Here is a 14,710-nt window from a genome sequence, read left to right as displayed (position 1 = left end):
CTTCCGGGCGCGGCTGAACACGGCCGCTCCCGTGTACGTACATCCCCGGTGAGCCAGCCAAGACGAAGAGCGGACACCGGAGGCAGACGTGCGCAAGGATTCCGCCGTGGCCGATGAGCGCCCGCAGGAACGCCCGCACCGACATCGTCTGGTCCCGCAACGCAACGGACCGGACGAGGAGTTGATGCGCGCCCTCTACCGCGAGCACGCGGGGCCACTTCTCGCCTATGTGCTCCGTCTGGTGGCGGGAGACCGGCAGCGCGCCGAAGATGTCGTACAGGAAACGCTCATCCGTGCCTGGAAGAACGCCGGTCAGCTCAACCGTGCGACCGGTTCGGTACGCCCCTGGCTGGTGACGGTCGCCCGGCGCATCGTCATTGACGGCCACCGCAGCCGGCAGGCCCGGCCGCAGGAGGTCGATCCGTCGCCGCTGGAGGTCATCCCCGCGGAGGACGAGATCGATAAGGCGCTGTGGCTGATGACACTCTCGGATGCGCTCGACGACCTGACTCCCGCCCACCGGGAGGTACTTGTCGAGACCTATTTCAAGGGGCGTACGGTCAATGAGGCGGCCGAGACACTGGGTATACCGAGTGGGACGGTGCGCTCGCGGGTCTTCTACGCGCTGCGTTCGATGAAGCTGGCGCTCGAGGAGCGGGGGGTGACGGCATGAACGAGTCCGACTACACCAGTCATGGCGCGCAGGGCGACGTGCACGAGACCGTCGGCGCCTACGCCCTCGGCATCCTGGACGACGCGGAGGCCACGGCCTTCGAGGCACATCTGGCGGGCTGCGAGTTCTGCGCGCACCAGCTGGAGGAGTTCTCCGGGATGGAGCCGATGCTGTCCGCGCTCGCGGACTTTCCGGAGGCACGCGGCGTACCGGCGATCGGCGAACAGCTCGCCGCGAGGCCGAGCCCGCGCCTCGCGGACCGGCTCGTGGACGAGGTCTCCGTCAGGCGCGCGCAGAAGCGCAGGCGCGGCATGTACCTGGTGGCGGCAGCGGCGGCACTGATCATCGGCGGGCCGCTCACGGTTCTCGCGGTGAGCGACGACGGCGGTTCGAAGGACGTGGCGGGCGAACCGCACCCCACGAGTCCCGCCGAGGACGCCTTCTTCAACCACATGAGCGACAAGATGAAGGCCACGGACCCGAAGACCAAGGTCAGCGCCACGGTCGGCACGGAGGAGAAGGCCTGGGGCACGCACGCGGTCCTGGAGCTGAAGAACGTGAAGGGCCCGCTCAAGTGCTCCCTCGTCGCCGTCGGCAAGAACGGCGAGAAGGAGACGGTCACCAGCTGGTCCGTCCCGAAGTGGGGCTACGGCATCAAGGACAGCCCGAACAAGTGGGCGCGCAGCCCCCTGTACGTCCACGGGGGCGCCGCGATGGACCGCAACGACATCGACCACTTCGAGGTCACCACCTTCGACGGCAAGCACCTGGTGAAGGTCGACGCGTAGGAGAAGTGCACAAGGGGTCCCCCTTTCGCGTACGGTAGACGGCTGCTCAATAGAGCAGCTGCACGTCCGGAAAGGGGCCTCGGTGGCCGACGTACGCGACCGTGAGATCAGCGTCGAACAAGAACATCTCGACCAGGTCTACCGGCGTCTCGAGGAGAAGATCCACGAGGCCGAGTTCCTCATGACCGACGCGGCCAAGCGCTCGCAGGTCGGCACGCCCGGCGCGCTCGCCGAGCGGGACGCCCAGGTGTTCCGCGCGGGAGTGCATCTGAACCGCCTCAACAGCGAGTTCGAGGACTTCCTCTTCGGGCGGATCGACCTGCTCCTCGGCAAGGACGGCAAGAAGGGCCCGGACGGGGCCTACACCTCGGTCGAGCCGGCCGAGGACGCGATCAGCGCGAACAACACCGCCGAGATCGCCGAGACCCTGCACATCGGCCGTATCGGCGTCCTGGACGCCGACTACTCCCCGCTGGTCATCGACTGGCGGGCACCGGCCGCGGCGCCCTTCTACCGCTCGACGCCGGTCGACCCGGGCCGTGTCGTGCGCCGCCGGGTCATCCGCTCCAAGGGCCGCAAGGTCCTCGGCGTCGAGGACGACCTCATGCGCCCGGAGCTCAAGGCCACCCTGAACGGCGACTCCCTCTCGGTCATCGGCGACGGCGCACTGATGGCGGCCCTCGGCCAGGCCCGCAGCCACACCATGCGCGACATCGTGGCGTCGATCCAGGCCGAGCAGGACATGGTGATCCGCGCCCCCGCCGCCTCCGTGACGTACGTCGAGGGCGGCCCCGGCACCGGCAAGACCGCCGTGGCCCTGCACCGCGCGGCCTACCTGCTCTACCAGGACCGCCGCCGGTACGCGGGCGGCATCCTCATCGTCTCGCCGACGCCGCTGCTCGTGGCCTACACCGAGGGTGTCCTTCCGTCGCTGGGCGAGGAGGGGCAGGTCGCGATCCGCGCGGTGGGCGCGCTGGCCGACGACGCCTCGGGCACGGCGGAGGCGACCGTCTACGACTCTCCCGCGGTGGCCCGGGTCAAGGGCTCGTCCCGGATGCTGCACGTCCTGCGGAAGGCCGCCCGGGGCGCCCTGGAGGGCGGCGCGGGGACGGCGCCCAAGGCCGCCTCGCAGGACGGCCAGCTCGCCTTCGGCGACGAGGACGACGAGGACTCAGCCGAACGGTCCCAGGCCCCCGCCGAGACACCCACACGGCTGCGTGTGGTCGCCTTCGGGCGCCGCCTGGAACTGGAGGCCGACGCGCTGGGCCGCATCCGCCGCAACGCGCTCAGCGGCACCGCTCCCGTCAACCTGCTGCGCCCGCGCGCCCGCAAGCTCCTCCTGGACGCCCTGTGGTCCCAGTCGGGCTCCGCGGGCCGGCACAGCGACCCGGAGCTGGCCGCCGAGCTGCGCTCGTCCTTCGACGAGGACATCACGTCCGAGGACGACTTCATCCGCTTCCTCGACGCCTGGTGGCCCGAACTCACCCCGCGGGCCGTGCTCTCCGCGATGGGCGACGAGCGGCGCCTCGGCCGCTGGTCGCGCCGCGTCCTGAACCCGGGCGAGGTCCGCAAGGTCGCCCGCTCGCTCAAGCGGGACGCCCTGTCCGTGCACGACGTGGCGCTCATCGACGAGCTCCAGTCGATCCTCGGCACGCCGCCCAAGCCCCGCAAGAAGAAGGATCTGGACCCCCTCGACCTGCTCACAGGGCTCGACGAACTGATGCCGCAGCGCGAGGAGTCCCAGCGTGAGCGCGCCGAGCGGCTCGCCGCCGAGCGCACCGAGTACGCGCACGTCATCGTCGACGAGGCGCAGGACCTGACCCCCATGCAGTGGCGCATGGTCGGGCGCAGGGGCCGGCACGCCACGTGGACGATCGTCGGCGACCCCGCCCAGTCCTCCTGGTCCGACCCGGACGAGGCCGCGGCGGCCCGTGACGAGGCCCTGGGCACCCGCCCGCGCCGCCGCTTCACCCTGACCGTCAACTACCGCAACCCCGCCGAGATCGCCGATCTCGCCGCGAAGGTGCTCGCGCTCGCGATGCCGGGCTCCGAGTCGCCATCGGCCGTCCGGTCCACCGGAGTGAAGCCCCGCTTCGCCGTCGTACGCGACAAGGACCTCGCCGCTTCCGTGCGCGAGGAGGCGGCACGGCTCCTCGACCAGGTGGACGGCACCATCGGCGTCGTCGTGGCGATGAACCGCCGCGAGCAGGCGGCGAGATGGCTCGACGGCCTGGGCGACCGCGTGGTCGCGCTCGGCAGCCTGGAGGCCAAGGGACTTGAGTACGACGCGACGGTCGTCGTCTCTCCGGCGGAGATCGCGGACGAGTCCCCGGCGGGCCTGCGCGTCCTGTACGTGGCGCTGACCAGGGCGACCCAGCAGCTCACGGTGCTGTCGGGGGAGCGCGACGAGCCCGACGCGGAGGGCGTGCCGGACCTGCTCCGCGAATGACTTGAATGACTTTGCGGTACGGGAATTGCCTTGCGGGGATCGTTTGTTACCGTTGATGTGGCACCGGCCCGATCCAAGCCCCCGGGCCCAACCTTCGTCGCTACGAGCGACCACTTGCCGCGAGGCGAGCATGGCGGGTCGGTGTCATAAGCGTCAGAGAGAGGCCCTCGTCACCACGTGACGGGGGCCTCTTCCGGTTTTCAACCACCGGTTTCCGTTTCCCCCTACCGACTGCCGCCAACTTCTCGTATGGTGGAAACTAGTTTCCGAAAACCTGGTGAACGAAAAGTTCGCAATCCGAGGCGGCTACCACGTACTCAGTGGTAGGTGCGACGATCGGACGGCAAGAGCAACACGGTGAAAGCAGAGGAAGTCGGCCATGGCAACGGCGCCCAGCGTCTCCTACTCGAACACGGTCCGGTTGGAGGTGCCCGCGAGCGGCACCGCGGTCTCCCAGATCACCACGGCCGTCGAGTCCCACGGAGGCTCGGTGACCGGCCTCGACGTCACGGCCTCCGGCCATGAGGCGCTCCGGATCGACGTCACGATCGCGGCGACCTCCACGACGCACGGCGACGAGATCGTCGCGCAGCTGCGCACCATCGAGGGTGTCACGGTCGGCAAGGTCTCCGACCGTACGTTCCTGATGCACCTCGGCGGCAAGATCGAGATGCAGTCGAAGCACCCCATCCGGAACCGCGACGACCTCTCCATGATCTACACCCCGGGCGTGGCCCGCGTGTGCATGGCGATCGCCGAGAACCCCGAGGACGCACGCCGCCTCACCATCAAGCGCAACTCCGTTGCGGTCGTAACGGACGGTTCGGCCGTTCTCGGGCTCGGCAACATCGGCCCGAAGGCCGCGCTGCCCGTCATGGAGGGCAAGGCGGCGCTCTTCAAGCGCTTCGCCGGCATCGACGCGTGGCCGCTCTGCCTGGACACCCAGGACACGGACGCGATCGTCGAGATCGTGAAGGCGATCGCCCCCGGCTTCGCGGGCATCAACCTCGAGGACATCTCGGCGCCGCGCTGCTTCGAGATCGAGGCCCGCCTTCGCGAGGCCCTGGACATCCCCGTCTTCCACGACGACCAGCACGGCACCGCCATCGTCGTACTGGCCGCTCTCACCAACGCACTTCGCGTGGTGGGCAAGGGCGTTGGTGACGTACGGGTCGTCATGTCCGGTGCGGGCGCGGCCGGTACGGCCATCCTGAAGCTGCTCATCGCGGCGGGCGTCAAGCACGCCGTCGTCGCCGACATCCACGGCGTCGTGCACGCGGACCGCGAGGACCTCGTGGACGCCGCGCCGGACTCGCCGCTGCGCTGGATCGCCGACAACACCAACCCCGAGGGCGCCCGCGGCACCCTCAAGGAAGCGGTCGTCGGCGCGGACGTCTTCATCGGCGTCTCGGCCCCGAACGTCCTGGGCGCGGACGACGTCGCGGCCATGGCCGACGGTGCCATCGTGTTCGCGCTCGCGAACCCCGACCCCGAGGTCGACCCCGCGATCGCCCGCCAGACGGCGGCGGTCGTGGCCACGGGCCGCTCGGACTTCCCGAACCAGATCAACAACGTCCTGGTCTTCCCCGGCGTCTTCCGCGGCCTGCTCGACGCCCAGTCGCGCACCGTCAACACGGAGATGATGCTGGCGGCGGCGGGCGCCCTCGCGGACGTCGTCGCCGAGGACGAGCTCAACCCGAACTACATCATCCCCAGCGTCTTCAACGACAAGGTCGCGGGCGCGGTCGCCGATGCGGTGCGCAGCGCGGCGAAGGCCGCCGGGGTGACTGTGACAGCCGCCACGGCCCAGTAGTACGGCGCGTCGCGGAACGCGGGGCCCGCGAAGGCCCTCTAGGGTGGCGTGGAAGCGCGCCCCCGACTGCCACCTTCCAAGGGGCGGTGAAGCTTTTCGTGTGACCCCAAGGGGCCCGGATTGGCTTTCCCGCCGCAGGTGGGGGCAGGATGCCTTTCTGGGCGCGAGGGTCCGGATGACCGGACCCGGGTCCGGGGCCTGACCGAGGACCCTGGCAGCATCGGCTTCGCTGTGCCCATCATGCGGCTCCGCCGCGTGGCACGCCTCAACGGCAAGAAGAACACGGGAGTACAAACATGAACCGCAGTGAGCTGGTGGCCGCGCTGGCCGACCGTGCCGAGGTGACCCGCAAGGACGCCGACGCCGTGCTGGCCGCGTTCGCCGAGACCGTCGGCGAGATCGTTGCCAAGGGCGACGAGAAGGTCACCATCCCCGGCTTCCTGACCTTCGAGCGCACCCACCGTGCCGCTCGCACCGCCCGGAACCCGCAGACCGGCGAGCCGATCAACATCCCGGCCGGCTACAGCGTCAAGGTTTCGGCGGGCTCCAAGCTCAAGGAAGCCGCCAAGGGCAAGTAGCCTGAAGCAGCTATAGAAGGGGCGGCCACCCGGTTGGGTGGCCGCCCCTTCGGCGTGCTTGGTGTGGCGTCAGCCGAGCGTCGCCCGTCCCGGCAGTTCCACCTTCGCGCCGAGCTCCACGAGCTTGTCCATGAAGTTCTCGTAGCCGCGGTTGATCAGGTCGATGCCGTGCACGCGGGACGTGCCCTGTGCCGCCAGAGCCGCGATCAGGTACGAGAAGCCGCCGCGCAGGTCGGGAATGACCAGATCGGCGCCCTGGAGCTTCGTGGGGCCGCTCACGACCGCCGAGTGGAGGAAGTTCCGCTGCCCGAACCGGCAGTCGGAGCCACCGAGGCACTCACGGTAGAGCTGGATGTGTGCGCCCATCTGGTTGAGCGCGGAGGTGAATCCGAGCCGGGACTCGTAGACCGTCTCGTGGACGATCGAGAGGCCCGCGGCCTGCGTCAGGGCCACGACGAGAGGCTGCTGCCAGTCCGTCTGGAAGCCCGGGTGCACGTCCGTCTCCAGGGCGATCGCGTTGAGCGAGCCGCCCGGGTGCCAGAAGCGGATGCCCTCGTCGTCGATCTCGAAGGCACCGCCCACCTTCCGGTAGGTGTTCAGGAACGTCATCATCGACCGCTGCTGGGCGCCGCGGACGTAGATGTTGCCTTCGGTCGCCAGGGCCGCGGAAGCCCAGGAGGCGGCCTCCAGGCGGTCCGAGAGGGCGTGGTGGTTGTAGCCGCCCAGGCTGTCGACACCGGTGACCCTTATGGTCCGGTCGGTGTCCATCGCGATGATCGCGCCCATCTTCTGCAGGACGCAGATGAGGTCCTCGATCTCGGGCTCGACGGCGGCGTTCGAGAGCTCGGTGACGCCTTCCGCGAGGACCGCGGTCAGCAGGACCTGCTCGGTGGCGCCGACGGACGGGTACGGCAGCTTGATCTTCGTGCCGCGGAGCCGCTGCGGGGCCTCCAGGTACTGGCCGCCCTCGCGCTTCTCGATGGTCGCGCCGAACTGGCGGAGCACCTCGAAGTGGAAGTCGATCGGCCGGCCGCCGATGTCGCAGCCGCCGAGGCCGGGGATGAAGGCATGGCCCAGGCGGTGCAGGAGCGGCCCGCAGAACAGGATCGGGATCCGCGAGGAGCCCGCGTGCGCGTCGATGTCCGCGACGTTGGCGCTCTCCACGTGCGAGGGGTCCATGACGAGCTCGCCCGGCTCCTCACCGGGGCGGACCGTGACGCCATGCAGCTGCAGGAGTCCGCGTACGACGCGGACGTCGCGGATGTCGGGGACATTGCGCAGCCTGCTCGGAGCGCTGCCGAGCAGCGCGGCGACCATGGCCTTGGGCACGAGGTTCTTCGCGCCGCGGACACGGATCTCGCCCTCCAGCGGGGTTCCGCCGTGGACAAGCAGTACATCGTCGGTGACGGTCATGAATCTCGCGTTCCGATTGGATGGACGGGTGGACCAAAGGGCAAGGGTAATGGGCGCGTACCCCCCTTCCGTAAGGCTAAGGACGCGCAAACCGCGTCAGGAGTTCGCGACAACACGAAATGTTCGGAACCGGACACTCCGGGTCACTGCCCCGGGTGTGCGCTCGGGGCGCTTCAGTGCGCCCTGAGCTGCATTCACTCCCGTACGGGCATTGCCTCCCCCCGCGGGGCAAAGATGCGGGATCATGTCGTTCATGACGGAGGTGTCCTCGCTCACAGGGCGGCTGCTCGTGGCCACGCCCGCCCTGGCGGACCCGAACTTCGACCGCGCGGTGGTGCTGCTCCTCGACCACGACGAGGAGGGCTCGCTCGGCGTGGTCCTCAACCGGCCCACGCCGGTGGACGTGGCGGACATCCTGGAGGGCTGGGGCGATCTGGCCGGCGCCCCGGGAGTCGTCTTCCAGGGCGGCCCCGTCTCGCTCGACTCGGCGCTCGGAGTGGCCGTCATCCCCGGCGAGGAGGGGCCCGCGGCGGGTGCCCGGACGCGCTCGGGAAGGGGCGAGCCGATCGGCTGGCGCCGCGTGCACGGCGCGATCGGCCTGGTCGACCTGGACACGCCTCCCCAACTCCTGGCCCCCGCGCTCGGCTCGCTGCGGATCTTCGCCGGTTACGCGGGCTGGGGCCCCGGCCAGCTGGAGGACGAGCTCGTCGAGGGCGCCTGGTACGTGGTCGAGTCCGAACCCGGCGACGTCTCGTCACCGGACCCCGAGCGGCTGTGGCGCGCGGTCCTCCGACGGCAGCGCAGCGAGCTGGCCATGGTGGCGACATATCCGGACGATCCGTCGCTCAACTGACGGTCCCGCGCCGCACGATGGATCACAGTGGCGCAACCACGAGTCACACGGTTACCGTCCTGACGCGTACCTGACGTCTTGCATACGGGGGTTGACCGTGAAGCGCCGCTATCCGCCCAAGTTGCCTGCCCTCGCGGCGGCTTCGCACGAGCGGGAGGTCTGATCCCGTGTCGGACAGAACCAGGTACGACCTCGACCTCATCAAGGACTGCTCGGAGTCGCTCTACCGCATCCACCGCGAGTTCAAGGACAACGGCGACCCCTCCGACGGCTACGAGAAGGACTTGGGCAGCGACAAGCTGCGCGAGATCTTCGACGACTTCTCCAGCACGTGGAAGAAGACGCGCAAGAAGCTGAACAAGGACATCGAGAACCTCGCCAAGATCACGGCCGACGCGGCCAAGGCGTACGAGGACATCGACCACGAGCTCGCCAACGCGCTTCGTGACGCGAAGAAGAGCGACAAGAAGGGCGCGAAGTGAGCGGGCGGCCGACCGACTGGACTCCTCTCTACGACTCCGATCCCGTGCCCGGCGACCCGTACGAGGTCGCGCGCCTGGGCAAGAAGCTGCGCGGCATGGCCGAGGAGATCGACAAGCAGGCGCGCAACATCAAGGCGCTCGCGTCGGTCGAAAGCTGGGACAGCGATGCCGGACGCGCCTTCCACGAGGTCGCGGGCGACACCGCGGGACGCCTGAAGAAGGCGTACGACCGCTATGACGAGGCCTCCAACGCCCTGGGCACGAAGGTCAGGGAGGGCGAGTCGAAGGAGTACGCCAGCGAGCTGCACCGCGCGCAGCGCATGGCGGACAAGGCGCTCGAGGAGTTCCGCAAGGCGGAGACGGAGCAGAAGGCCGCGCTCAAGGAGCTGGACAAGACCGAGGGGACGGTGCCCTCCTCCAAGGAGGACTCCGTCGACCGGACGAAGCAGCAGAAGAAGCGCGACGACGCGACGACGATCATGGCCCAGCACCGCGGCAAGATCATGGAAGCGATCGAGATCCGGGACGACGCGGCGAGCGCGGCGGCCAAGAAGATCAAGAACGTCATCCACCACGACGGGGTGCGTGACCCCGGTGGGTTCATGAACTGGATCGCGGACCACGCGGACTGGTTCACGGCCGCGGCGACGGTCCTCGCGGTGGCGGCGCTCGTGGCGGCGATCGTCCTGTCGGGCGGCACCCTGGCGATCGTCCTGGTCGGCGTCGGGGCCGCGATGAGCGCGACCGCCCTGTCCGGACGGCTGTACGACGTCTTCGCGCGCGGCGGGAAACTCGACCTCCTTGCCATCGGCATCGACGTGCTCGGCATCATCCCCGGACTCGGCGCCCTGAAGGGCCTCACGGCGGCCGCCAAGGGCGCGCGCCTCGCCGGTGCGGGCAAGGGCGTCTGGGGCGCCTTCACCAACGGCTTCGCCGTGAAGAACATCAACAAGGGCGTCGGCTTCGCCTCCAAGATGCTGGCCAAGCGCGGCATCGTCACCCCGAAGCTGCCGGCCGGCGGCTGGAACCCGGAGGTCGTCACCCGCTACATCAAGGGCGCCGCCCTGGGGAACCTCTACGTGAAGTCGATCATGCGGATGAAGGAGGCCATGGGCGACCCGTCCAACGAGCCTCACCCCATCACCCCGGCTCCGGGCCCCGGCCCCAGGCCGAGCGCCCCGCCGACCACGCCGGGCAACCCCCACACGCCCACGCCGACGCCGTCCCCGAGGCCGGGCCCGAGCCCGACCCCCTCCTCCACGTCGTTCCACTCCTCGCTGGCCCCGGCCGGGTAAGGAGCAAGGGCGGATGAGCGACTACCACGCCCTGGGGCGCGGCACGTTCGTCGACGACAGCGGGACCGGGCACGAGCTGGTCCCGTCGTCGGTCATCGCGGCCGTGCCCGCGGCGCGGGAAGCGGCCGAGGCGTACGGGCGTGCGGTGCGGTTCGACTTCCTCGACGACCGGGCCGTGCACTGGCTGCTGTACCAGCGGCGCAGGGACACGGAGAAGGGGAGCCTCGTCGGGTGTTTTCTCGCCGTCCCGCTCTTCGTGTTCGGCGTCGGCGCGTGGCCCTTCTGGGATCTGGTCGCAGCCCAGCGGTCCAGGCCGTTCCAGATCGCCTTCTTCTGCGTGGACGCGCTGATCATCCTGGCGTCCGTCCTGGTGGCCTACCGTCTGCGCGGCCCCGATGTGAGTGATCCGACCCTGCGGAACATGCGCTGCAGGGTCCGCCTCTACCGGAAGATCGCCGGCATCGCCCGCAGGGGCGGCGCCGACATCCCCGCCCTCTACCCGTACTACGGCATGTACGCGACCTCTCGGAAGTTCTTCCCCGAGGCCCCCGAACTCCCCATCCCACCGCTCCCGGAAAGCAACGGCGCCAAGTGACCACGGAATCCCCAGCAGCCACGGCCTCCCCAGTGGCCCCTCCCTACGAGCCGTTGCGGTTCGAGGCGACGACCCCGGCGATCCCGGCGCGGAACGCCGGGCCCGATTCCGGATCCGCCACCCGCATCGACCGTGACGGCATCCACGTCCGCTGGGTGATGCCGGAGATCTTCCACGACCTGCCCCTCCACGAGGAGGACGAGGACGAAGGCGCCCGCCTCCTGGAGGAGCTCGCGGCGAAGGCGCTGCCCGGCGCCGAGGACGAGGACCTGCTCAAGCTCGCGGTCATCTGCGCGCTCGGCATCGACGACCTGCTGGAGTCCGGGGCCGAGTACGCGGCCATCGCGGTGGGCGCGGTCGGCGACGCCCCGTGCAGCGCCACGGTCTACGCGGCCCTGGTCGACAGCCCCGAGGACGAGGACGCGGACCCCCTCGCGGCGATCGCGTCCAGCCTTCGCCGTGAGGACGCGGGCGAGGTCACGGAGCTCCTGCTGCCGTGCGGCCCCGCGGTGTCCTGCATCGGTACGCGCGTCGACAAGGTCACGGGTGAGCTGACCGAGTCCCCGGACGGCATCCGGATCCCGACCTGGTTCATCCGCGTCTACGTCCCGCTGCCGAACGGCACGACGCTCGTGATGGAGCTGGGCACGCCCACGCAGGTGGGCTGGGACGAGTTCTCGACGATGTTCGGGAACATAGTCAGCAGCATCCGCCTGTTCGAGGCGGACGGTGAGCCGCTGATCGTCCCGGACCGGGATGCCGCCGCGTGAGCGACGACGCCGTGGCGCCGCCGTCCGACTACCGCCTGCTCGTCCCGCGCGACTGGTTCCGCGTCGACCTGACGCGGGAGCGGTGGCGCGGCCAGCTGAAGACGTTCGTGGACCGCGAGGCCGCGGACAGCGGTGCCTCCGCGGAGACCCGGCGCGGCATCTGGACGACCCTGCGCAACACCGCCGAGGTCGGGGTCGCGCAGGGGGCCCTGGAGTTCTTCCTCAAGACGGAGTCGCCCCAGGACTCGGCCTACCCCGCGTCGCTGTTGGTGTCCCTGCTGCCCACGCCGCCGGGGCTCGCGCCGAAGACCGCCGAGCTGGCCGGGACGCTGGCCCGGCGCAGGGGCCCGGACGCGCGGATCTCGACCGGTGAGCTCCCCGCGGGGGAGACGGTCCGTGCCGTCACGGACACGACGTCGGACTTCCACGTACGCATGCCGGGCGGCGTGGGCTATCTGGTACTCGCGTTCTCCATGCCGCTCAGCGGTACGGAGGGCGCCATGGGTGACCTGTGTGAAGCGATCGCGTACTCGTTGAGATGGGTGTGAGGCATGGCCGAGGAAATGGACGACACGACGGGCGAGGGAAGAAGCGAGGGGAAGACCGCGAAGTCCCCGGCATCCGAGGGATTCACCTTCACCGACTGGCTGGAGGGCGCCGTGATCCTCGTGATGGTCGGGGCGCTGATCTACAAGTTCGTGGGCTGACTTCCGGTGGTCTTCCGGGGATGCCGGGCAGGCACCGCCCGGCGGACGATGCCCCCAACCGGCAAGCGTGGGTACCCTTGGATGCCATGAGCACTCTTGAGCCCGAGCCCGAGCGCGGGGCAGGTACGGGGACCCTCGTCGAGCCGACGCCGCAGGTGTCGAGCGGTGACGGTGACCACGAGCGCTTCGCGCACTATGTCCAGAAGGACAAGATCATGGCGAGCGCGCTCGACGGTACGCCCGTCGTCGCCCTCTGCGGCAAGGTGTGGGTGCCGGGCCGCGACCCGAAGAAGTACCCCGTCTGCCCCATGTGCAAGGAGATCTACGAGTCCATGAGCGCCGGTGGCGACAAGGACAAGGGCGGCAAGGACGGCGGCAAGAAGTAGCGCGCGGCGCGGCCCATGACCCTCCTCGCGACGGGGCGTTGCGTGTACCGCAACGCCCCTTTTGCGATGTGCCGTCGCGTGGCAGCCTCCGGGCATGACCTTTGAGCGCCCACCCGTCGCCCACCACCGCCCTGCTCGATGGCCCTCCGGGCCGCTGTCTCACCTCATCCCGGCGCCCGCACGCGCCGAGGGACCGCATTCCGAAGGCTTCGTCCTCGATTCGTCGACCGTGCTCCGGGCCGGTCCCGGCACCGAGTCCACCGAGCGCTGGCTGCGTGCCGCGCTCGGCGGCGCGCTCGGCCTGCCCCTGGCGCCCGGCGAGGGCAGCGGCATCTCGCTGGGCATCGACGACTCCCTCGCGCCCGAGGCGTACCGCCTCACCGCGTGGGAGCGCGGCATCGAGATCGTCGGCGGCGCCGCCCCCGGCGTCTTCTGGGGTGCGCAGACCCTGCGCCAGCTCATCGGCGCGGAGGCGTTCCGGCGGGCCCCGCTGCGGGCGGCCGGGCGGTATGCCGTGCCGGGGTGTCTCATCGAGGACAGCCCACGCTTCGGGTGGCGCGGCATGATGCTCGACGTGGCCCGGCACTTCATGCCCAAGGACGGCGTGCTGCGCTATCTCGACCTCCTGGCCGCCCACAAGCTGAACGTCTTCCACTTCCACCTCACCGACGACCAGGGCTGGCGCATCGAGATCAAGCGCCACCCGAAGCTGACGGAGGCCGGTTCGTGGCGGCCGCGCTCCAAGTGGGGACACCGCGCGTCCGAGCTGTGGAACGACACCCCGCACGGCGGCTTCTACACGCAGGACGACATCCGCGAGATCGTCGCGTACGCCCATGAACGGCACATCGCCGTCGTACCCGAGATCGACATCCCCGGGCACTCGCAGGCTGCCATCCACGCCTATCCGGAGCTCGGCAACACCGACGTCGTCGACACCTCGGCGCTCGGCGTCTGGGACACCTGGGGCGTCAACCCCAACGTCCTCGCCCCGACCGAGAACACCCTCCGCTTCTACGAGGGGGTGTTCGAGGAAGTGCTCGACCTCTTCCCCTCCACCTTCATCCACGTCGGCGGAGACGAATGCCCCAAGGACCAGTGGAGGGAGTCGCCCACCGCGCAGGCCCGCATCAAGGAGCTGGGGGTGGGCGACGAGAACGGGCTGCAGAGCTGGTTCATCCGGCACTTCGACTCCTGGCTGACCGAGCGGGGGCGCCGGCTCATCGGCTGGGACGAGATCCTGGAGGGCGGCCTCGCGGAGGGCGCCACCGTGTCGTCCTGGCGCGGCTACGGGGGCGGCATCGCGGCGGCCAAGGCGGGACACGACGTCGTCATGTGTCCCGAGCAGCAGGTGTATTTGGACCACCGGCAGGACGAGGGACCCGAGGAGCCCGCGCCCATCGGCTTCGTCCGCACCCTGGAGGACGTCTACCGCTTCGAGCCGGTGCCGCCGCAGCTCACCGAGGACGAGGCCCGGCACGTCCTCGGCACCCAGGCCAACGTCTGGACCGAGGTGATGGAGTACCACGCACGCGTGGACTACCAGGTGTTCCCGCGGCTCGCCGCCTTCGCCGAGGTCGCCTGGAGCCCGCTCCCGGCATCCGCCGATCGCGACTTCGCGGACTTCGAGCGGCGAATGACCCCGCACTACGCGCGACTTGACGCACTCGGTGTCGACTACCGCCCGCCCGGCGGCCCGTTGCCGTGGCAGAAGCGCCCGGGAGTGCTCGGACGCCCGATCGACGGGGCGCCCCCGAACGTGTGAGGCGTACCCCATGGTCCGCGTGTCGTGCCGTCCGCGCTGGCAGCGTGGGCGGTTCGACGAAAGCCGTACAAGAGTCACCGAAGAGTGGCAATTCCCGCTGACCGGCGAGGGTGTGTGAAAACGGCACATCCCCCAGGTCTGCG

At 70.0% G+C, this 14,710-nt stretch carries 15 protein-coding genes; 14 read left to right on the top strand and 1 reads right to left on the bottom strand.

Going from position 1 to position 14,710, the window contains the following annotated elements; translation table 11 throughout:
- The first annotated feature begins 88 nt into the window (after positions 1-88).
- From AB0E78_RS25395 to AB0E78_RS25375, 5 genes are all read left to right on the top strand, one after another.
- Positions 89-673: a sigma-70 family RNA polymerase sigma factor gene (locus tag AB0E78_RS25395; protein ID WP_344521853.1), complete on the top strand. Its 585-nt coding sequence runs from the start codon at positions 89-91 to the stop codon at positions 671-673.
- On the top strand, positions 670-1,461 hold the full coding sequence (locus AB0E78_RS25390) for a zf-HC2 domain-containing protein (protein ID WP_361836591.1): 792 nt from the start codon (positions 670-672) through the stop codon (positions 1,459-1,461). The genes AB0E78_RS25395 and AB0E78_RS25390 overlap by 4 nt, the downstream gene beginning before the upstream one ends.
- 82 nt (positions 1,462-1,543) lie before the next feature.
- On the top strand, positions 1,544-3,910 hold the full coding sequence (locus AB0E78_RS25385) for a UvrD-helicase domain-containing protein (protein ID WP_361836588.1): 2,367 nt from the start codon (positions 1,544-1,546) through the stop codon (positions 3,908-3,910).
- A 379-nt stretch (positions 3,911-4,289) separates the two neighbouring features.
- Positions 4,290-5,723 (top strand): NAD-dependent malic enzyme, encoded by a 1,434-nt coding sequence (locus AB0E78_RS25380; RefSeq protein WP_361836585.1) that lies wholly within the window; start codon positions 4,290-4,292, stop codon positions 5,721-5,723.
- 296 nt (positions 5,724-6,019) lie between these two features.
- Positions 6,020-6,301 carry an HU family DNA-binding protein gene (locus AB0E78_RS25375; protein ID WP_016645140.1) on the top strand — a complete coding sequence of 94 codons (282 nt, stop codon included), beginning with the start codon at positions 6,020-6,022 and terminating at the stop codon, positions 6,299-6,301.
- Positions 6,302-6,370: 69 nt separating this feature from the next.
- Here AB0E78_RS25375 and murA read toward each other — a convergent pair whose 3' ends face one another.
- Positions 6,371-7,714 carry a UDP-N-acetylglucosamine 1-carboxyvinyltransferase gene (gene murA, locus AB0E78_RS25370; protein ID WP_361186749.1) on the bottom strand — a complete coding sequence of 448 codons (1,344 nt, stop codon included), beginning with the start codon at positions 7,712-7,714 and terminating at the stop codon, positions 6,371-6,373.
- A 244-nt stretch (positions 7,715-7,958) separates the two neighbouring features.
- Between murA and AB0E78_RS25365 the strand changes: the two genes are divergently transcribed.
- The 9 genes from AB0E78_RS25365 to AB0E78_RS25325 all read left to right on the top strand — a co-directional run bounded on the left by AB0E78_RS25365 (position 7,959) and on the right by AB0E78_RS25325 (position 14,567).
- Positions 7,959-8,567 (top strand): YqgE/AlgH family protein, encoded by a 609-nt coding sequence (locus AB0E78_RS25365; RefSeq protein ID WP_361836581.1) that lies wholly within the window; start codon positions 7,959-7,961, stop codon positions 8,565-8,567.
- Between the two features lie 167 nt (positions 8,568-8,734).
- Positions 8,735-9,049, top strand: coding sequence for a hypothetical protein (locus tag AB0E78_RS25360; RefSeq protein ID WP_361836579.1), 315 nt, complete (start codon positions 8,735-8,737; stop codon positions 9,047-9,049).
- The gene (locus AB0E78_RS25355; RefSeq protein ID WP_361836576.1) at positions 9,046-10,344 is read left to right on the top strand and encodes a putative T7SS-secreted protein; all 1,299 of its coding nucleotides are present in this window, start codon (positions 9,046-9,048) and stop codon (positions 10,342-10,344) included. The genes AB0E78_RS25360 and AB0E78_RS25355 overlap by 4 nt, the downstream gene beginning before the upstream one ends.
- A 13-nt stretch (positions 10,345-10,357) precedes the next feature.
- Positions 10,358-10,939 (top strand): hypothetical protein, encoded by a 582-nt coding sequence (locus tag AB0E78_RS25350; protein WP_361836573.1) that lies wholly within the window; start codon positions 10,358-10,360, stop codon positions 10,937-10,939.
- 32 nt (positions 10,940-10,971) lie between these two features.
- Complete coding sequence (locus AB0E78_RS25345; RefSeq protein WP_361836570.1) at positions 10,972-11,709, top strand: hypothetical protein; 738 nt, start codon at positions 10,972-10,974, stop codon at positions 11,707-11,709.
- Positions 11,706-12,257, top strand: coding sequence for a hypothetical protein (locus AB0E78_RS25340; RefSeq protein ID WP_361836567.1), 552 nt, complete (start codon positions 11,706-11,708; stop codon positions 12,255-12,257). Before AB0E78_RS25345 ends, AB0E78_RS25340 begins: the two co-directional genes overlap by 4 nt.
- Before the next feature lie 3 nt (positions 12,258-12,260).
- Positions 12,261-12,416: a hypothetical protein gene (locus AB0E78_RS25335; protein ID WP_361836565.1), complete on the top strand. Its 156-nt coding sequence runs from the start codon at positions 12,261-12,263 to the stop codon at positions 12,414-12,416.
- An 86-nt stretch (positions 12,417-12,502) separates the two neighbouring features.
- Entirely contained in the window at positions 12,503-12,802 is a 300-nt protein-coding gene (locus tag AB0E78_RS25330) for a DUF3039 domain-containing protein (protein WP_361186746.1), read from the top strand.
- A gap of 94 nt (positions 12,803-12,896) precedes the next feature.
- A complete protein-coding gene (locus AB0E78_RS25325) occupies positions 12,897-14,567 on the top strand; it encodes a beta-N-acetylhexosaminidase (protein ID WP_361836562.1) in 1,671 nt (556 codons plus the stop codon).
- The last annotated feature ends 143 nt before the right edge of the window (positions 14,568-14,710 follow it).

Source organism: Streptomyces sp. NPDC032198 (genome assembly GCF_040636975.1).
Lineage (GTDB): Bacteria > Actinomycetota > Actinomycetes > Streptomycetales > Streptomycetaceae > Streptomyces.
The sequence above is the reverse complement of the archived record's forward strand: the minus strand, read 5'-3'. Positions and strand labels throughout refer to the sequence as shown.